This is a genomic window from Amycolatopsis sp. NPDC026612, from assembly GCF_040638285.1.
GTDB lineage: Bacteria > Actinomycetota > Actinomycetes > Mycobacteriales > Pseudonocardiaceae > Amycolatopsis.
Genome location: NZ_JBEZYB010000072.1, coordinates 22837 through 39879 on the forward strand (window position 1 = coordinate 22837; position 17043 = coordinate 39879).

Here is a 17043-nt window from a genome sequence, read left to right on the forward strand (position 1 = left end):
TCATGTCCGTCGGGTGGGTGAAGCCGCGCCGCCGGCCGGCTCAGCCCGGTTTGCGCACGGTCAGGTAGACGTGCGGCTCCGGTTCGGCGCTGGGGTGGTCGGGCGCGAACTCCGCCGCGTCCTCGCGGAGGATCTCGAGGCCCGCGTCGCGCAGCAGCCCGGCGAGCGTATCGGCGGGGAAGCTGCTCGCGCGGAGCGGGTGGCCCATGAAGACGATGTCGGCCCCGTCGGCGTCGGCGGGCACGGTGGCGAAGAGGAGCAGGCCGCCGGGCTTCAGCCAGGCCACGATGCGGCCGATCATGGTTTCCTGCTCGGCCCGGGGCAGCTGCAGCATCGAGAAGAACGCCGTGATCGCGTCCCAGCTGCCGTCCTCGAAGGACAGTTCGCGCATGTCCGCGAGTTCGAACCGGGCGGCGGGCACCTGGTTCCGCGCGATCTCGACCATCTTCGGCGCGACGTCGTACCCGGTCACGTCGTGGCCGGCCGCAACCAGGAGCTCCGCGGTCGGCCGCCCGGTGCCGGCGCCGAGGTCGAGCACCTTCGCCTCCGGGGGCAGGGCCGCGAGCAGGTCGGTGAGGGCCGCCCGGTGTGCGGTCGAGGTGCGGAAAGCGATTTCGTAGTCCATGCCGAGCGCGTCGAACACCTCGGCGGCGGATTCGGGGCGGGTCATGCGCCGGACCCTGCCAGAAACCCGGGCCGGTTCGCACAGGTTTCCGGCAGGGTCCGGTGGCGCGCTCCGGCCGGGCGAACCCGGTCAGTCGATGAGGTCGGTGTGCCGGATCCGGTACACCTGCAGGCGCAGGTTGTAGTACTTGTCGGTTTCGCCGACCCACAGCATGCCGAGCCGCTTGGCGACCGCGATCGCCCGCGTGTTGTTCGGGCGCGCGACGGCGAACAGCTCTTCGGTGTCCTGGGTGAAGGCCCACCCGATCAGCGCGGTCGCCGCCTCCGACGCGTAGCCGTTGCCCCAGGCGCCGGGGCTGAGCTGCCAGCTCAGCTCGAGGTCCTCTTCGAACGGCGGCAGCAGCCGGATGCCGAGGCCGCCGATCACCGCGCCGTCTTCCTTCCGCTCGACGGCCCACCGGCCGCGCGGCGGCGGCAGGTTCGGCTGCGCTTCCTGCCAGGCGTGCAGCACCGCGCGCATCGCGCCGATGTCGCCCACGCGGTCCATGGCCGGGGTCAGCCAGTGCGTGACGTCCTCCGCGCCGTAGATCGCGAACGCGGCTTCGGCGTCGTCCACCGTCCAGTCCCGGATCACGAGCCGGTCGGTGCTCAACGGAGTCTCCATATCAGGACGCTACGCCGGGAGGCCGTTGATTGTTCCCGCGTAAAAGTGCTCAGAAGATGAGCACTTGACTGCGGACGATGAGGGCATGGACAAGCTCGAAGGTGTCGCGGTGCTGAAGGTCACGTCGGCCGCGGAGTGGCGGGAGTGGCTGGCGGTGTCGGGCCGGACGGAGACGTCGGTGTGGCTGGTGATCCGGCGCAAGGGGAGCGCGGTGCCCGGGGTGTGGATCCACGAGGCGATGGAGCAGGCGCTGTGCTTCGGGTGGATCGACAGCAAGGCGCTGCGGCGCGACGCCGAGAGCACCTACCTGTGCTTCACGCCGCGGAAGCCGGCGAGCACGTGGAGCCGGGTGAACCGGGACCGCGTGGCCCGGCTGACCTCGGCCGGGGCGATGACCCCGGCGGGCCGGGCGATGGTGGACCTCGCCCGGCGGACCGGGACGTGGGACGTGCTGGCCGAGGCCCAGGACGGGGTGGTGCCGCCGGATCTGCGGGGTGCCTTCGAGGCGGACGTGGTGGCCGCGGGGTACTTCGAGGCGTTTCCGCCCTCGTCGCGGCGGTTGATCCTGGAGTGGATCGCGAAGGCCAAGCGGCCGGAGACCCGGCAGCGCCGCATCGCGACGACGGTCGAGCTGGCGCGGGAGAACCGTCGAGCTGCCCATCCGAAGGCGGCTTAGTGGCTGGAAGGTGGGAGGTGAGATTTAACATTTCAGTGGCTGGTGGTTGGGTGAGGCGCTTCCGGCGGGGGACGCGGATCAGGTGATGGTCGAAGTCCCATGATCGGGTGAGAGCCGTGCTCGCTGTGGTGCTGGTCGCGCGGGGTGCTCGATCCGATTCCCGCTTGGCCCGGCATGCCGCACCCCGGTGAGGCCGCGGTGCGGCGCGTGGCCGGACGGGTCGACGCGTCGCACGGTGTGGCCGGCGGCTTCACGTCGTCGTGTCCGGCCAACTCACCGCCCGCGCCGGCCAACTCATCGCCCGCACCGGCCAACTCGCCCGCGTTCGCGGTGAGTTGGCTGTTGCGGGCAGTGAGTTGGCCGGTGCGGGCGACAGGCAAGTCGCGCGGATTCGGCGACTTGGGGCTGCGCGCGGGTCGGCTGGGGGGTTTGTGACGTTTCGGGGGCGGCCGGCCGTGAATCCGGACCCGGCTGCGGGGTCATCGGGAAACCCGCTGACCGCGCCGATTCGCTCTGGTTCACAGTGGTCTGGACCTGTTAGCCTCGGCGTGGCCGGTTGGCCGAAGGGCTGCAGCATCGAAGGGAATTCCGTGCTCCCCATGAGAAAACGCTTGGCCTCCTCCTTCGCGATCGGTGCGCTCGCGCTGGCCGGTGCCTCGGTCGCCGCGCCGCCCGCGGACGCCGGGCCGGCCCAGAGCAAGGTGATGGCCTACTTCGCCGACTGGGACGTCTACGCCCGCGGCTACCACGTCAAGGACATCGAGACGTCCGGGTCGGCCGCGCGGCTGACCCACATCAACTACGCGTTCGGCAACGTCACGGGTGGCGGCTGCGCGGTCGGCGACCCGTGGGCCGATCACGACATGCCCTACGACGCCGCCACGAGCGTCAGCGGCCAGGCCGACAGCGCCGAAGCCGGGGCGCTGCACGGCAGCTTCAACCAGCTGCTCGAACTCAAGAAGCTGCACCCGAAGCTCAAGGTCCTCTGGTCCTTCGGCGGCTGGACCTGGTCGGCCGGGTTCACCGAGGCGGCGAAGAACCCGGCCGCGTTCGCCGAATCCTGCTACAACCTGGTGAACGACCCGCGGTGGGCGGGTGTCTTCGACGGCATCGACATCGACTGGGAGTACCCGAACGCCTGCGGCAACACCTGCGACACCAGCGGGCCGAAGGCGTTCACGGAGCTGGTCAAGGCGCTGCGCGCGAAGTTCGGGCACCGGCAGCTGATCACCGCCGCGATCACCGCGGACGGCTCGCGGGGCGGCAAGATCGACGCCACCGAGTACGGTGCCGCGAGCCGGTACCTCGACTGGTACAACGTGATGACCTACGACTACTTCGTCGCCGGCGCCAGCCCGGCCGGCCCCACCGCGCCGCACTCGCCGCTGCGCGCCTACCCGGGCCTTCCGACCGCCGGCTACTACGCCGACGCGGCGATCCAGAAGCTGCGCCAGCAAGGGGTTCCGTCGGCGAAGATGTTGCTGGGCTTGGGTTTCTACGGTCGCGGCTGGGACGGCGTGACGCAGAAGCAGCCCGGCGGCACGGCGACCGGCCCCGCGCCGGGCACCTACGAAGCGGGCGTCGACGACTACAAGGTCCTGAAGACCAAGTGCCCCGCCAACGGCCGGGTCGCGGGCACGGCGTACGCGAAGTGCGGCTCGCAGTGGTGGAGCTACGACACCCCCGAGACGGCGTCGGCCAAGGCCGGCTACGCGAAGTCGCAGGGGCTCGGCGGCGTGTTCGCCTGGGAGCTGTCCGGTGACACCGCGAACGCGGAACTGGTGCGGGCCATCGCGGGCCGCTGCTGAGAAACAGAGCTGGAGGGCCCGGGCGCGAGCGCGTCCGGGCTCTTCGTCCACATCGGACCGTCACGGACGGTGCCCGGCCGCCGGGGGAAACCCGTGCCGCCGCGCGCCGAGCACCACGGCGAGCACCGGCAGCAGGAGCGCGAGCAGCGTCCACGGGAGCGACGCCGGCCCGGCCGCGTCGAGCAGGACCCCGCCGGCCACCCCGCCCGCGGCCATCGCGGCGTTCCACAGCGTGACGAGCACGGCCTGCGCGTTGTCCGCCGCTTCGCCACCGGCGTGGGCAGCCGCCGTCTGGAGCAGTGTCGGGACGCCGCCCCAGCCGAGTCCCCAGAGCGCCACGGCGACGTAGACCAGCGCCGGGCTGCCCGCGAACGCCGCCAGGAGCGCCGCGGCCACCGCGACCAGGATCGTCCCGAGCACCATCAACGTCCGCAGCGCGCGGTCGATCCGGGCGCCGACGACCCCGATGCCCGCCATCGACGCGATGCCGAACACGAGCAGGACGACGTCCACCGCGCCGCCCATCCCGGCATGGCTGAGGAAGGGGGCGACGTAGGTGTAGAGCACGGTGTGCGCCAGCACGAACACGAGCGTCACGGCGAGGACGGGAACGACTCCGGGGAGGGTGAGCGTCCGCAGGACCGGCGTCCGGCCACTCGTCCGTCCTGGCTGGTCCGGGACCGCCGCGGCGATCCACCCGAGCAGGACGACCGCGATCGCGGACATGACGCCGAAGGCCGAGCGCCAGCCGAGCAGGCCGCCGAGGAACGTCCCGGCCGGGATCCCCAGCGACAGGGCCAGCGGGATGCCCGCCATCACGACGGCGATGGCCTTGCCCTGCAGGTGCGCCGGCGCCAGGCGCCGCGCGTAGCCCGCCAGCAGCGCCCAGACGACGCCCGCCGCCACCCCGGCGGCGAACCGCGCGGCCATGGTCAGCACGTAGTCCGCCGACAGCGCGGTGACGGTGTTGGCGACGGCGAACCCGGCGACCCCGGTGAGCAGCAACCGTTTGCGGGACCAGGCCGCGGTGGCGGCGGCGAGCGGGATCGCGGTGAGGGCGGTGCCGAGCGCGTAGATCGTCACGGCCTGGCCCGCCGCTGCTGCGCCGACGCCGAGACCGGCGCTCATCCCGGGCAGCACGCCGGCGGGCAGGGCCTCGGTGAGCACGGTGACGAACGCGGCGGTGGTCAGCGCGAGGAGGGCGGGCAAGGGCAGCGTGCGGGTGCTGAGGCTCGTCATCCCGCTATGCTCGAACCCTCACATAGATGTGAAGGTCCACTCCGGCGAACGTGAGGTGGCGCACATGCGGATCGGCGAGCTCGCGGAGCGCACCGGCACGTCCCGCCGGCTGCTCCGCTACTACGAGGAGCAGGGCCTGATCGTCGCCGCTCGCGGCCCGAACGGCTACCGCGACTACGCCGAGGCGTCGGTCGACCGGGTGCTGCAGGTCCGCGGGCTGCTCGACGCCGGGCTGCCCACCCGGATCATCAAGCAGATCCTGCCGTGCCTCGACCAGCCCCGCGCGATCTACTTCCCCGACGCGACCCCGGAGATGATCGCCACCCTGGAGGCGGAGCGCGACCGCATGACCCGGCGAGCGGAATGCCTGCTGCGCAACCGCGACGCGATCGCGGAGTACCTGGACGCGGTCCGCGAGTACGACGGCGTGGCGTCCGCCTGACGCCGTCGGCGGATCTCCACCGGCCGCCGTCCGGTCACCTCACCAGCGTCGGGAGGGGTCGATCACGTGGACGGCCGCTTCTTCCGCGGAAGCCGCGCCGCCGTCGATGCCGGCGTCCGACGCGTACAGCTCTTCGTCGGTGTCTTCGCCGAAGCCTTCGTCCGAAGCGACCAGCCGGCCCGCGCGGGCGTCGCCGACCTCGTCGTCGCGCAGTTCGCCGTCGGTGTCCTCGCTGTCGCCCAGACCGTCGTCGTCGGCGTCGTCGGCCAGGTCGGGGGTCTCGCGGGCGAGCCGGCCCGCCCAGCTCTCGCCCTCCGCCGTCTCGTGCGCGGTGGTGCCCCAGCCTTCGGTCGCCTGGGCCCGTTCCGGCGGTGAATAACCCTCCGCCAGTTCGTCGCGGTCGTCCAAAGTGTCCTCGGGGTCGAGGATGCCGTTGTCCGCGTTGTCTTCGATGTCATCGTCCACGCCACCATCTTCGCGCAACTCCTTGGCGGTGCCCAGTCCGGGTGATATCACCGTGCAGGGCACCGCGTTTGGCGGCGGCCCGCACGGTGAAAGGTGATCCCTCATGCCGATGAGACGCAGGGTGCTGGCCGCGGGGCTCGCCGGGGTGTTCGGCGCCGCGCTGTCCGGGCGGACGGCGCAGGCCGCGCCGGTGGCCCCGCCGGTGCGGCTCGACCAGCTCGACCTGGTCAACCTGTCGCACGTCAACGACCCCGCGACGACCAACGTCTTCCCCGGTGACCCGCCCTTCGAGCTGGAAACCATCGCCACCATCCCCGCGGACGGCTACTACCTGCAGTTCGTCCGCGAAGGCGAGCACACCGGGACGCACTGGGGCGCGCCCGGGCACTTCAACACGGGCGAACCGCTCGCCGACGACATGGATCCGGCGGACCTGTTCCGGCCCGCCGTGAAGATCGACGTGCGGGCGAAGGCCGCGGCGAACCCGGACTACGCCGTCACCGTCGACGACCTCAAGGCGTGGGAGAAGCGCCACGGCCGGATCCCGGACGAGTCCGTCGTCGTGCTCTGGACCGGCTGGGACGCCAAGTGGGGGACCCCCGCCTACCCGAACACCGACGCGGACGGCGTGCTGCACCAGCCGGGGTTCTCGATCCCCGCCGTGCGGTGGCTGATCGACACCGGACGGCTGGGCCGCCGTGGCGGCACCGGCACCGACACGTTCAGCCCCGACGTCGGCACCGACGAGACCTACACGGTGTCCAAGCTGGTCTACCGGCGGCACCGGATCAGCCTGGAGATCCTGGCGAACCTCGCGGCGCTGCCCACGACCGGCGCCTGGGTGCTCGTGGGCGGCCCGATCAACCGCCACGGCGCGGGCTCGACCGCGACGATCTTCGGAGTGCTGCCGCCGGGCGTGCAGGCGGGCTGACCGCGGCTTCGAACGTCGCGAAGGACTCATCCGGGACTGGCTCATCCGGGACCCTCGGACGTCCCGGGTGAGTCCTCCGCGGCTAGCCGGCCGAGAGGGTCGACAACCGCAGCGCGGCCAGCGGGGCCGGGTGGCCGAACCGGTAGCCCTGGGCCGTCGGGCAGCCCGCCCGGATGACCAGTTCGGCCTGCTCGGCCGTCTCGATGCCTTCGGCGACCACGTCCACCTCGAGGTCGGCGCACAGCCCGACCAGCGACCGGCACAGCGCCGCGTCGCGGTCCGGCCGGACGCCGGTGGTCAGCGCGCGGTCCAGTTTGATCAGGTCGACCGGCAGCGCGTGCAGGACGGTCAGCGAGCTGTACCCGGCGCCGAAGTCGTCGAGCGCCACCCGGACGCCGAGGTCCTGCAGCCGCCGGATCGCCGCGGCGCCCGCCGCCAGGTCCGGCACCGGCACGGTCTCGGTGATCTCCACGACCAGCCGGTCCGCCGGCAGCCCGTACCGCGCGAGGCTCGCGGCGACGCTCTCCTCGAGCGCGTCGGCGCCGAGCCGGCTCGCGCACACGTTGACGTGCACCGTGAGGTCCAGCCCGGCCGCGGTGATTTCGCGGCAGGCCAGGTCCAGCACCAGCGCGTCCAGTTCGGCGCCGAGGCCGGCGCCTTCGGCGGCGCGGACGAACGTCTCGGGCGACACCGCGGTGCCGTCCCGCGTGGTCCACCGGGCCAGCGCCTCCACCGCCACCGGCGTCTCGTCGGCCAGCCGGACGATCGGCTGGAACACCAGGGCGAAGCCTTCCGGGAGGCCGCCGTCCGCGTGGCGCAGCGCCGACGGGAAGTCGGGCACCCGGTCCGGTGACGGGTGGTACACGACGGTGGTGTCCTTGCCGAGCCGCTTGCCGGCGTACATCGACGTGTCCGCGCGGCCCAGCAGCACGTCCGAGGTGACCAGCGGTTCGGCCGGGTCCGGCACCACCAGTCCCATGCTCGCGCGCACCGGCACCAGCGTGCCGTGCACCGCGAACGGCCGCCGCAGCGCACTCTGGATCCGGTCGGCGACGGCCTGCGGGGCGTCCAGTTCACCCTCCAGGAGGATCGCGAACTCGTCACCGCCCAGCCGCGCGACGGTGTCGCCCGCGCGCACGCAGCTCAGCAGGCGCTGGGCGACCGCGTGCAGCAGGACGTCCCCGCCCGCGTGCCCGAACCGGTCGTTGACGTCCTTGAAGTCGTCCAGGTCGACGAAGATCAGCACGAGCGGCCGGTGCCCGTCTTCGCCGCCGCCCTGCTCCACGGCCCGGTCCAGCCGGTCGGCGAACAGCGCGCGGTTGGCCAGCCCGGTCAGCGGGTCGTGGTAGGCCTGGTGGGTCAGCTGCTGCTGGCCTTCGTACACCCGGCGCAGCAGCAACCGGTTGTCCAGCAGGGAAAGCAGCTGCCGGGCGAGCACCAGGAACACCACGAGCACGCCGACGTACACCTCGACGGCGTCCGGACCGGCGCCGGCCACGACCTGCACGGTGATCAGCAGCGCGACCGCGGTGACCGGCAGGTACGGCAGCGCCACCTGCCACCAGTCGACGCCGACCGGCTGGCCGGCGTCCTCGCGCCGCCGCGTGTTCGGGGTGACCAGCAGGGCGAAGGCGATGAACAGCGGGCCGAGCACGAACCCCGCGTCCGACCACGGCTTCATGCTTTCCGCGCCGATGCTGACCAGGTAGGCGAACACGCTGTCCGAGCAGGCCAGCGCCACGATCCCCACGGCGGCCAGCAGCAGGTTGGCGCGGTATGGGCGGTCCACCCGGTCGAAGACGACCAGCAGCACGGCGACGACCACGACCACCAGGTCCGACAGCGGGTAGGCGATGGCGACGGCCCAGGTCAGCGCGTCCGGGCCGGTGGCCCGGACCACCTGCCCGAGCGCCGCGGTCCAGGTGAGGATGAACAGCGAGCCGGTGACGACGAGCCCGTCGAGCACCACTGCGACGCCGAACCACTGGGCCGGCTGCCAGCGTTCGCGCTCCGGCCGGGACCGCGCCTGCGCGAGGACGAAGAGGGCGGCGAGCGCGAACACCGGGAAGCTCAGGTATCCGAGGTCGGCCAGGGACGGCGAGGGCAGCCCGCGGCCGTCGATCAGCTGGTACCAGGACCAGACGCACTGCCCGAGCGACCAGCCGGTCATGCCGAGCGCGACCAGCGCCCGCCACCACCGTTGGTGCTCGCGGACCCGGCGCGCGACGACGACGCCGCAGACGACCGCGGCGAGACCGGCGCTGAGCTGCATGGCGTCGTCGATCCACAGGGCGAACGTGTCGCCCCAGAAAGCGAACCCGTTGACCACGATCAGTGCTGCCGCGACGAAGACGAGCACGATCGCCACGGGGTACCGCCGCACTGTCATGGCACCTCACGCGATCACGCACGCCGGTCGGACCGGCAAACAGTACACCGGGGGTGATCAACCACAAGCGCACCGCACCGGTGGACCTCGCTGGTCACTGCCCTAGCGGGGACCGCCGGGTTCGTGCCTGCTCCGCGGCGCCGGCACGACGAACGCGATCACCGTCGCCGCCAGTCCGGCGAGCACGGACAGGTGCGCGGCGGCCGGCACGGCGCTGATCAGGAACAGCCGCAGCGATCCCGAAATCAGCAGGCGCCACATCCTCGGGCTCATGATCGGCAAGTACCCGCGCCGGGCTGGTGCCAACCGGCGCGAGGGCCACGGCTCGGTCACGTTCACCCGGCGGGGTGGAGCGCGTGCCCGCCCGGAAAGCGCGGACCAACGGCGAACGCGGGTTCGTCATTTCGACACCTTCGACGGCCGCGGCCGCGCGGTTTTCCGGCGCGCAATCGGGTGGCCGCAATACCGGGCAGGCATGGAGTTTCCGGTTTCCGGCGGCAGCGGGAAAGGAAACCGCGGGATAACGATCCGTTTGCCGGACCGTGATCGACTGGACATCGGCCGTGGCGCTGGCGAACATTGGACGTCCGTGCGTGGGAAGGGGAGGAGAACGGTGAGCCTCAGTGCGGCGGACGTGGTCGGTGACCTCAAGGCCCTTCGCAAAGGGAGGGCAATTTTCACGACACCGCTCGCGGATCGGGTGGGCCCCGCATTGCGCTCCACTTGCGGCATTCTGGAAGACGACGGAACCGTGGAGATGCGGCGTAAGCTGACCGATCGATTGCGGCCACTGGTCGAGTCGCTGCCCGACGATCTGAAGATCGCCTTGCTCGCCGCATTCGCACTGGACGAGCGGGCGCGGAAACCGTTCTACCAGGAACGGGTGCGCTGGGCGGCGATCACGCTCGACCGCGACGACCGGACGGTCCGGCGGCGGATCGACGAGGGAATCGAGCAGGTCGCCGCACTGGCCGTCGCGGCGGCCGAGCCGGCGTCCCGGCGCTATCCGAGCCGCAGCTGGCACACCGAAGAACTGCGCGTCACGCTGGCCCTCGACCAGCCGGTGGCGGAGGCGTTCGAATTCCGGCGGGTGGTCGCCGACGCCGACGAAATCGCCGTGCTCGACCTGGCGTTGACGCTGCCGGTCACCGGCGAATCCGACGATTCGGTGCGGGTGTCCGATCTCGTTGTCGACGTGTTCCACGGCGGTGTGCTCGCCGGCCCGGTGATGGAATCGAGTGACCGGATCGGGCTGGCATTGCGGCTGCCGGAGCCGTTGCGGCGCGGCGGACGGCACGACGTCGGCCTGCGATTCCGGACGAACCTCCGAGAACCGCGTTACGTCTGCGTGCCGCGGCACCCGTGCGACCATTTCGATCTGCACGTCCGGTTCGGTGATCGCGTTCCGGAGCGGATCACGCGGCTGGAAAAGGTTTTCCCGGGTGGCGCGGACAGCTGGTCGCGAACCGGTGCCGCGCTGGCGGCCGACGACGCGGGCGAGGTGCACGTCCGGTTTCGGAACCTCGCGCCGGGCTTCGCGTACGGAATCCGCTGGGCGTGATTTGTCCAGGATTTGTCCGGTGCCCCGCCGGTGCCCGGCGGCCGTTCCGGCCGGGTCGTGAATGGTTAACGGACAATAGCTGGACAACCACCGCAACCGTGCAACGTTGCTGGTCAGCGCCTCGATTACTCCAGATGTCGGACCGGAACCGTCCAGGCACCAAAGTGTCCGCTGTGGACGGACTCCGGCTCCGGCGACGGACACGAGGAGGGCCCGTGGAGACCATGATTTCGGAGGCGGCGCCGGTGGTGGCGGCGGCCGTCGACGGCTACACCGTGCTGGAGGATTCGCCGAGGCCGGAGGGCGCACTGGCGAAGGAGCGGCTCGACCCGATGGTGGCGGCGGCGCGCGGAGGCGACCCGGACGCGGTTCAGGCGCTGCTGCGGGTCATCAAGCCGACGGTCGTGCGGTACTGCCGGGCGCGGATCGGCGGGCGGGACCTGTCCTACTTCTCGGCCGACGACGTCGCCCAGGAGGTGTGCCTGGCGGTGCTGAAGGTGCTGCCGAACTACCAGGACCGCGGCGGCTCGTTCCTGTACCTCGTGCGCGCCATCGCGGCGAACAAGGTCGCCGACGCGTTCCGCTCGGTGGCGCGGGACCGGTCGAAGCCGGTGCCGGAGCTGCCGGACCGGCCGCTGGGCGGCAACGAGCCGGAGAACCACGTCCTCGAACTGGACCTCGGTGCCCAGCTGGGCCGCCTGATGGCGGCCCTGCCGCCACTGCACCAGGACATCCTGGCGCTGCGGATCGTCGCCGGCCTGTCGGCGAACGAGGTGGCGGAGGCGCTGGGCATCTCGGCGGGCAACGTCCGCATCACGCAGTTCCGCGCGCTGACCAAGCTGCGCGCCATGATCGGCGACCGCGGGCTCTGAAGATCACTCCAGCCATTCGGTGATGAAGTGGTCGCTTTCGTGGATGTGCACGGCCTCGTAGACGCCGGGGCCGAGCACGGCGAACTTGTGCGGCGTGCCGGCCGGGACGACGACCACGTCCCCGGCCCCGCCGTCGCGCTCCTCGCCGCCGACGGTGAACCGGGCCCGCCCGCGGAGGATGACGAGCGTTTCGGTGTAGGGGTGCTGGTGCAGCCGCGGTCCCGAGCCGACGGTGTCCGTGCTTTCCCGGATGACCGAGACGCCGGCACCGATATCGCGTCCTTCGTAGCTTCCGCTTTCACTCACCCGCCCAGCCTAGCGGGGTGACGTCGCCGATCAGTTCGTCAGCACCTGGCGCAGCCGGCCGAGCGCCCGGTGCTGGGCCACGCGGACCGCCCCCGGTGTCGAGCCCACCGCGGCCGCCGTTTCCTCCGCCGACAGGCCGACGACCACGCGCAGCACGACGATCTCCCGCTGCTTCCGCGACAGCACCCGCAGCACCTTGGTCATCCGTTCGCGCAGCTCGCGCCGCAAGGCGTGGTGCTCGGGGCCCAGCGACGAGTCGGCTTCGTCCGGCAGTTCGGCCATCGGCTCGGCCCGCTGCCGGGCGGCGGCCTTGCGCGCCGCCGTGACCTGGTTGCGGGCGATGCCGCACACGAAGTCCGGGAACGGCCGCTCCGGTGGCCGCCGCGGCAGGGCCTTGATCAGGGCCACGCAGACGTCCTGGGTGACGTCGTCCGCCGCGTCGGCGTCCAGGCGGGCGCGGCAGTAGCGCACCACCAGCGGCCGGGCCGCGGCCAGCAGGTGGTCCGGGGTGGTGCTGGTCGTCATGGCTTCCCTCCGTGCGGAGGAACTACCCGCATTCCGCGACGACCCACCCGCCCCGCAGGGATTCCCGGCTATTTCCGGGCGGGGGGCGAATGGGGTGACGATCCCATGGTCGACGGGCGAAATGACCTAGTCCTGCGCGGTCGGCCGGACCACGATCTCGTTGACGTCGACGTCCGCCGGTTGTTCGATGGCGAACGCGATCGCGCGGGCGATCGCCTCCGGCGGGATGGCGACGGCGTCGCGGGTCTCGCCGAGCCGGGCCCGGACGTCCGGCTCGGGGATGCCGTCGATGAAGTCGGTCGCGATCATGCCGGGGGAGACGAGCGAGACGCGCAGGCCCGGGCCCGCCTCCTGGCGCAGGCCTTCGGAGATCGTGCGGACGGCCGTCTTCGTGGCCGCGTACACCGCCATCGTCGGCACCGTGCGGTACGCCGCCGTCGACGCCGTGTGCACGAACTGGCCGAACCCCTGTTCGCGGAACACCGGCAGGGCCGCCGCGATGCCGTGCAGCACGCCCTTGATGTTGACGTCGATCATCGCGTCCCAGTCGTCGACGCGCAGGGAGTCGAGCGGGGAGATCGGCCCGACTCCGGCGTTGCCGACGAGGACGTCCAGCTTGCCGTGCGTTTCGCGGGCCAGCCGGACCAGCGCGGCGACGTCGCCGGGGCGCCGGACGTCCGTCGGCAGGCTGACGGCGCCCAGCCGCTCCGCCAGCGCGTCCAGCCGGTCCTTGCGCCGCGCGCCCAGCACGACCTTGGCACCGCGTTCGGCGAGCAGGGTGGCGGTCGCCGCGCCGATCCCGCTGCTCGCTCCGGTGATCACGACGACCTTGTCCTCGATCATGACACTCCTCGACTAAGTGGACACCTGTCCGTTTGGACGGTAGCGGACAGCTGTCCGGTTGGCTAGGGTGGGCTGGTGACGCCGATGCGAGCCGACGCCGAGCAGAACCGCGAGCGCATCCTGGAGGTCGCGCGGGCGGCGCTCAAGGCGTCGAGCGCCGCCTCACTGCAGTCGATCGCGAAGGCGGCCGGGGTCGGCCAGGGCACGCTCTACCGGCACTTCCCCAGCCGGGAAGCGCTCCTGATCGCGGTGTACCGCCACGACCTCGACGAACTCATCGACGCGGTGCCGGTGCTGCTCGGCGAGCACGCGCCGGAGGAGGCGCTCCGGCGGTGGTTCGAGCGACTGGCGGCCTACGGCCGCATCAAGCACGGCGTGGCCCAGGCGGTCGAAGCGGCCACGCGCGCGGATCTCTCCGGTGAGTACTACGAGCCGGTGGTCAAGGCCATCACGCTGCTGCTGGACGCGGGGAAGGCCGCGGGCACGCTGCGCGCGGACGTCGACGCCGAGGACGTCCTGCAGCTGGTCGGGTTCCTGTGGCGCACCGACTTCGGTGCCGATCGGGAAGCGCGCACGCGGCACCTGCTGTCCGTGGTGCTGGACGGCCTGAAGGCCTAAGAGCATGTCTCATTTGGCGAGTTTCTTGTAGCAGGTGATGGCGGCTCCGAGGGTGAGGAAGGCCAGGAAGTTGCTGGGTTTGCGTTCGTAGCGGACGGTCAGGCGCCGGTATCCGGTCAGCCAGGCGATCGTCCGTTCGATGACCCACCGGTGGCGGCCGAGTTTGTCACCGGATTCAATGCCTTTGCGGGCGATGCGCGGGATGATCCCGCGCCGGCGGAGCCAGGCGCGCAGAGCGGGAATGTCGTAGGCCTTGTCCGCGTGCAGCTTGACCGGATTCCGGCGCCGGGGTCCGCGGCGGGACCGGATCGCCGGAATCGCGTTGACCAAGGGCTTGAGTGCATGGCTGTCGTGAGTGTTGGCCGCAGAGATACCGACGGTCAAAGGCAGGCCGGCCCGGTCGGACAGAACGTGGATCTTCGAACCGGGTTTGCCGCGATCGACCGGGCTCGGACCGGTCAGTCCGCCCCCCTTTTTGCCCTGACGGATGCCCCGTCCAGGACCGCGCGCGACCAGTCGATCATGCCCTTGCCACCCAGTTCGTCCAGCACCGCCTGGTGCAGTTGTCGCCACAACCCGGCCTCGGTCCACTCCGTGAACCAGCGATGCGCCGTCGGTACGGTGACCCCGAAGCTGGGCGGAAGATGACGCCAGGCACACCCGCTGGTCAGGACAAACACGATCGCAGTGAACACCGCCCGGTCGTCCACTCGTGACATTCCACCACCTTGTGGACGCGTCTTGCCCGGTGGAATGAGCGGCTCGACCAGCGCCCACAACTCATCAGGCACCAGCCGCCGCGACAACCCGTCCATCACGCCATGATCTTGCCCGCACCTTCGCCAAGATCCAAGTGAGACACGCTCTAAGGCTCCGGCGAGGACCGGAACGCGTCCAGCACGCGACGCTCCCTTTTGGTCGGCCGGCCCGCGCCGCGGTCACGGCGGGCGACCGGGATCGCCGCTTCGGGAGGCGGCTTCGGGGTCCGGTCCACGTAGCACGTCGCCGCGTCCGGGGCGCCCACGCGCTTCTGGATCACCCGGACCACGTCGAGGACCTTCGTCGTCCCGCCGACGCGGTAGCGCACTTCGTCGCCCGGGACGACCGTGGTCGCCGGCTTGGCCGGTTTGTCGTTGACGCGCACGTGGCCGCCGCGGCAGGCCGCCGCCGCGTCGGGGCGGGTCTTCGTCAGCCGGACCGCCCAGAGCCAGCGGTCCACTCGGGTGGACTCCACAGTCAGCCATCATGGCCCATTCAGCGGCACTGCCCCGCAACCCCGCCAGGTTACTCGTCAGTACATGTCGACTTGTCTGCACCACGCAGCTATAACTTGTTCTAAAATACCTCAACGGTGAGGAACAACACATGAGTGACGAACCCGTGTGGAGAACAACTTCTGGCTCCGTGTCCCGTCGTCTCTTCATTGCTGGAACTGGTTCTATATTGGCGAGCGCCGCGCTGGCCGGGCGGGCCACGGCCGCGTCGCCGCGGCAGGCCGCTGTCGCCGACGGCGCCCGCGTGCCCGCGCTGGTGATCGGCTCCGGTTACGGCGGCTCGGTCGCCGCGCTCCGGCTCGCCCAGGCCGGCGTCGACGTGCAGATGATCGAGATGGGCATGGCCTGGGACACCCCGGGCGCGGACGGCAAGATCTTCTGCACCACGCCCAACCCGGACCAGCGGTCGTTCTGGTTGCGCACCCGGACGAAGCAGCCGTTGTCCAACTTCCTCGGGTTCCCCATCGACAAGGACATCCCGAGCTACACGGGCATCCTCGACGCCGAGGAGTTCAGCGGGATCACCGTGTACCAGGGCCGCGGCGTCGGCGGCGGCTCGCTCGTCAACGGCGGCATGGCCGTCACACCGAAGCGGGAGAACTTCGGCGCGATCCTGCCCACGGTCGACGCGAACGAGATGTACGACGTCTACTACCCGCGCGCCAACACCGGGCTCGGGGTCGCCGCCATCCGCCCGGCCTGGTTCGAGACCACCGACTGGTACCAGTTCGCCCGCGTCGGCCGGAAACAGGCCCAGCGGTCCGGTTTCCCGTTCGTGTTCGTGCCGGACGTGTACGACTGGGACTACATGGAACGGGAGGCGGCGGGCACCGCCACGAAGTCGGCGCTCGCCGGGGAAATCCTGTTCGGCAACAACTACGGCAAGAAGTCGCTGCAGAAGACCTACCTGCCGAAGATCGCCGCGACCGGCCGGGTGACCATCTCGCCGCTGCACCGCGTGACGCAGGTGGTGCCGGCGTCCGGCGGCGGCTACCTCGTGACCATCGAGCAGCTCACCACCGCCGGCGCGGTGTCCGCGATCAAAACTGTCACGGCGGACAAGGTGTTCTTCGCCGCGGGCAGCGTCGGCACGAGCAAGCTGCTGGTGAAGCTGAAGGCGACCGGCGCGCTGCCGAACCTCAACGGCGAGGTCGGGAAGGGCTGGGGCGACAACGGGAACGTGATGGTCGGGCGCGCCAACCAGATCTGGGACCCGACCGGGGCCTCCCAGTCGACCATCCCGTGCGGCGGCATCGACAACTGGGCCGCGGGCGGCGCGTTCGCGGAGGTCGCGCCGCTGCCGACCGGGATCGAGACGTGGGCGTCGTTCTACCTGTCGATCACGAAGAACCCGAACCGCGCGCAGTTCACCTGGAACCCCACGACGCGCGCGGTGGACCTGAACTGGCAGACGGCGTGGAAGCAGCCGGGCATCGACATGGCGAAGACCATCTTCGACAAGATCAACGCGACCGAGGGCACGATCTACCGGACCGACCTCTTCGGCACGTACAAGACCTGGGGTGACCACCTCACCTACCACCCGCTCGGCGGCGCGGTGCTCGGCAAGGCGACCGACAACTACGGCAGGCTGGCCGGTTACCAGGGCCTGTACGCGATCGACGGGTCCCTGATCCCGGGCAACACCAGCGTCAACCCGTTCGTCACCATCACGGCGCTGGCCGAACGCAACATCGAGAAGATCATCGCGCAGGACTTCTGAGGTCTGCCGCGGCTGGTCGTGAGTGGTAATTCGGGTTACAGCGACTCCGGCAGCGTCACGGAGTACGTGCTCGCCCCGCCCGT

General features: G+C 71.2%; 19 protein-coding genes. 8 read left to right on the forward strand and 11 right to left on the reverse strand.

The window, feature by feature from the left end; genetic code table 11:
* Window positions 1–40: 40 nt before the first annotated feature.
* The gene (locus AB0F15_RS36905) at window positions 41–670 is read right to left on the reverse strand and encodes a class I SAM-dependent methyltransferase (protein ID WP_360281014.1); all 630 of its coding nucleotides are present in this window, start codon (window positions 668–670) and stop codon (window positions 41–43) included.
* A gap of 84 nt (window positions 671–754) precedes the next feature.
* The gene (locus AB0F15_RS36910; protein ID WP_360281016.1) at window positions 755–1288 is read right to left on the reverse strand and encodes a GNAT family N-acetyltransferase; all 534 of its coding nucleotides are present in this window, start codon (window positions 1286–1288) and stop codon (window positions 755–757) included.
* A gap of 85 nt (window positions 1289–1373) precedes the next feature.
* Between AB0F15_RS36910 and AB0F15_RS36915 the strand changes: the two genes are divergently transcribed.
* Both AB0F15_RS36915 and AB0F15_RS36920 read left to right on the forward strand, forming a co-directional pair.
* The gene (locus AB0F15_RS36915) at window positions 1374–1964 is read left to right on the forward strand and encodes a YdeI/OmpD-associated family protein (protein ID WP_360281018.1); all 591 of its coding nucleotides are present in this window, start codon (window positions 1374–1376) and stop codon (window positions 1962–1964) included.
* A 599-nt stretch (window positions 1965–2563) separates the two neighbouring features.
* On the forward strand, window positions 2564–3772 hold the full coding sequence (locus AB0F15_RS36920) for a glycoside hydrolase family 18 protein (RefSeq protein ID WP_360281020.1): 1209 nt from the start codon (window positions 2564–2566) through the stop codon (window positions 3770–3772).
* A 60-nt stretch (window positions 3773–3832) separates the two neighbouring features.
* Here AB0F15_RS36920 and AB0F15_RS36925 read toward each other — a convergent pair whose 3' ends face one another.
* Window positions 3833–5011, reverse strand: coding sequence for an MFS transporter (locus AB0F15_RS36925; protein WP_360281022.1), 1179 nt, complete (start codon window positions 5009–5011; stop codon window positions 3833–3835).
* Window positions 5012–5075: 64 nt separating this feature from the next.
* Between AB0F15_RS36925 and AB0F15_RS36930 the strand changes: the two genes are divergently transcribed.
* Window positions 5076–5453 (forward strand): MerR family transcriptional regulator, encoded by a 378-nt coding sequence (locus AB0F15_RS36930; protein ID WP_360281024.1) that lies wholly within the window; start codon window positions 5076–5078, stop codon window positions 5451–5453.
* A gap of 39 nt (window positions 5454–5492) precedes the next feature.
* On the opposite strand, the gene AB0F15_RS36935 is transcribed toward AB0F15_RS36930, so the two are convergent.
* A complete protein-coding gene (locus AB0F15_RS36935; RefSeq protein ID WP_360281026.1) occupies window positions 5493–5918 on the reverse strand; it encodes a DUF5709 domain-containing protein in 426 nt (141 codons plus the stop codon).
* A 103-nt stretch (window positions 5919–6021) separates the two neighbouring features.
* Here AB0F15_RS36935 and AB0F15_RS36940 point away from each other — a divergent pair, with 103 nt between their 5' ends.
* Window positions 6022–6849 carry a cyclase family protein gene (locus tag AB0F15_RS36940; RefSeq protein ID WP_360281028.1) on the forward strand — a complete coding sequence of 276 codons (828 nt, stop codon included), beginning with the start codon at window positions 6022–6024 and terminating at the stop codon, window positions 6847–6849.
* Window positions 6850–6931: 82 nt separating this feature from the next.
* Here the strand turns inward: AB0F15_RS36940 and AB0F15_RS36945 are convergent, their stop codons facing one another.
* Window positions 6932–9238, reverse strand: a complete 2307-nt coding sequence (locus AB0F15_RS36945) for an EAL domain-containing protein (protein WP_360281030.1) — start codon at window positions 9236–9238, stop codon at window positions 6932–6934.
* A 102-nt stretch (window positions 9239–9340) separates the two neighbouring features.
* Window positions 9341–9511 (reverse strand): hypothetical protein, encoded by a 171-nt coding sequence (locus tag AB0F15_RS36950; protein WP_360281032.1) that lies wholly within the window; start codon window positions 9509–9511, stop codon window positions 9341–9343.
* Between AB0F15_RS36950 and AB0F15_RS36955 the strand changes: the two genes are divergently transcribed.
* Both AB0F15_RS36955 and shbA read left to right on the forward strand, forming a co-directional pair.
* Window positions 9510–10799 (forward strand): hypothetical protein, encoded by a 1290-nt coding sequence (locus tag AB0F15_RS36955; protein WP_360281034.1) that lies wholly within the window; start codon window positions 9510–9512, stop codon window positions 10797–10799. The two genes, AB0F15_RS36950 and AB0F15_RS36955, sit on opposite strands and share 2 nt — an antisense overlap.
* Window positions 10800–11014: 215 nt before the next feature.
* Window positions 11015–11671: an RNA polymerase sigma factor ShbA gene (gene shbA / locus AB0F15_RS36960; protein WP_360281036.1), complete on the forward strand. Its 657-nt coding sequence runs from the start codon at window positions 11015–11017 to the stop codon at window positions 11669–11671.
* Between the two features lie 3 nt (window positions 11672–11674).
* Here shbA and AB0F15_RS36965 read toward each other — a convergent pair whose 3' ends face one another.
* The 3 genes from AB0F15_RS36965 to AB0F15_RS36975 form a co-directional block, all read right to left on the reverse strand.
* Window positions 11675–11977, reverse strand: coding sequence for a cupin domain-containing protein (locus tag AB0F15_RS36965; RefSeq protein ID WP_360281038.1), 303 nt, complete (start codon window positions 11975–11977; stop codon window positions 11675–11677).
* Between the two features lie 30 nt (window positions 11978–12007).
* Window positions 12008–12502, reverse strand: coding sequence for a sigma-70 family RNA polymerase sigma factor (locus AB0F15_RS36970; RefSeq protein WP_360281040.1), 495 nt, complete (start codon window positions 12500–12502; stop codon window positions 12008–12010).
* 126 nt (window positions 12503–12628) lie between these two features.
* Entirely contained in the window at window positions 12629–13345 is a 717-nt protein-coding gene (locus tag AB0F15_RS36975) for an SDR family oxidoreductase (protein WP_360281042.1), read from the reverse strand.
* Between the two features lie 84 nt (window positions 13346–13429).
* Here AB0F15_RS36975 and AB0F15_RS36980 point away from each other — a divergent pair, with 84 nt between their 5' ends.
* The gene (locus AB0F15_RS36980) at window positions 13430–13963 is read left to right on the forward strand and encodes a TetR/AcrR family transcriptional regulator (protein WP_360281048.1); all 534 of its coding nucleotides are present in this window, start codon (window positions 13430–13432) and stop codon (window positions 13961–13963) included.
* A 9-nt stretch (window positions 13964–13972) separates the two neighbouring features.
* On the opposite strand, the gene AB0F15_RS36985 is transcribed toward AB0F15_RS36980, so the two are convergent.
* Both AB0F15_RS36985 and AB0F15_RS36990 read right to left on the reverse strand, forming a co-directional pair.
* A protein-coding gene (locus tag AB0F15_RS36985) for an IS5 family transposase (RefSeq protein WP_360281050.1) occupies window positions 13973–14769 on the reverse strand; the annotation gives its coding sequence in 2 pieces (ribosomal slippage) (window positions 13973–14442 and window positions 14442–14769; 798 coding nt in all).
* A gap of 59 nt (window positions 14770–14828) precedes the next feature.
* Entirely contained in the window at window positions 14829–15197 is a 369-nt protein-coding gene (locus AB0F15_RS36990; RefSeq protein WP_360178985.1) for an RNA-binding S4 domain-containing protein, read from the reverse strand.
* Window positions 15198–15406: 209 nt separating this feature from the next.
* Here AB0F15_RS36990 and AB0F15_RS36995 point away from each other — a divergent pair, with 209 nt between their 5' ends.
* Window positions 15407–16960, forward strand: a complete 1554-nt coding sequence (locus AB0F15_RS36995; RefSeq protein WP_360281044.1) for a GMC oxidoreductase — start codon at window positions 15407–15409, stop codon at window positions 16958–16960.
* Window positions 16961–17043: the final 83 nt, after the last annotated feature.

What these genes read in the sequence shown, in the direction of transcription:
- AB0F15_RS36905 (WP_360281014.1), bottom strand. Translation starts at nt 670, where the DNA reads ATGACCCGCCCCGAATCCGCCGCCGAGGTGTTCGACGCGCTCGGCATG.
- AB0F15_RS36910 (WP_360281016.1), bottom strand. Translation starts at nt 1,288, where the DNA reads ATGGAGACTCCGTTGAGCACCGACCGGCTCGTGATCCGGGACTGGACG.
- AB0F15_RS36915 (WP_360281018.1), top strand. Translation starts at nt 1,374, where the DNA reads ATGGACAAGCTCGAAGGTGTCGCGGTGCTGAAGGTCACGTCGGCCGCG.
- AB0F15_RS36920 (WP_360281020.1), top strand. Translation starts at nt 2,564, where the DNA reads ATGAGAAAACGCTTGGCCTCCTCCTTCGCGATCGGTGCGCTCGCGCTG.
- AB0F15_RS36925 (WP_360281022.1), bottom strand. Translation starts at nt 5,011, where the DNA reads ATGACGAGCCTCAGCACCCGCACGCTGCCCTTGCCCGCCCTCCTCGCG.
- AB0F15_RS36930 (WP_360281024.1), top strand. Translation starts at nt 5,076, where the DNA reads ATGCGGATCGGCGAGCTCGCGGAGCGCACCGGCACGTCCCGCCGGCTG.
- AB0F15_RS36940 (WP_360281028.1), top strand. Translation starts at nt 6,022, where the DNA reads ATGCCGATGAGACGCAGGGTGCTGGCCGCGGGGCTCGCCGGGGTGTTC.
- AB0F15_RS36945 (WP_360281030.1), bottom strand. Translation starts at nt 9,238, where the DNA reads ATGACAGTGCGGCGGTACCCCGTGGCGATCGTGCTCGTCTTCGTCGCG.
- AB0F15_RS36955 (WP_360281034.1), top strand. Translation starts at nt 9,510, where the DNA reads ATGATCGGCAAGTACCCGCGCCGGGCTGGTGCCAACCGGCGCGAGGGC.
- AB0F15_RS36950 (WP_360281032.1), bottom strand. Translation starts at nt 9,511, where the DNA reads ATGAGCCCGAGGATGTGGCGCCTGCTGATTTCGGGATCGCTGCGGCTG.
- AB0F15_RS36970 (WP_360281040.1), bottom strand. Translation starts at nt 12,502, where the DNA reads ATGACGACCAGCACCACCCCGGACCACCTGCTGGCCGCGGCCCGGCCG.
- AB0F15_RS36975 (WP_360281042.1), bottom strand. Translation starts at nt 13,345, where the DNA reads ATGATCGAGGACAAGGTCGTCGTGATCACCGGAGCGAGCAGCGGGATC.
- AB0F15_RS36980 (WP_360281048.1), top strand. Translation starts at nt 13,430, where the DNA reads ATGCGAGCCGACGCCGAGCAGAACCGCGAGCGCATCCTGGAGGTCGCG.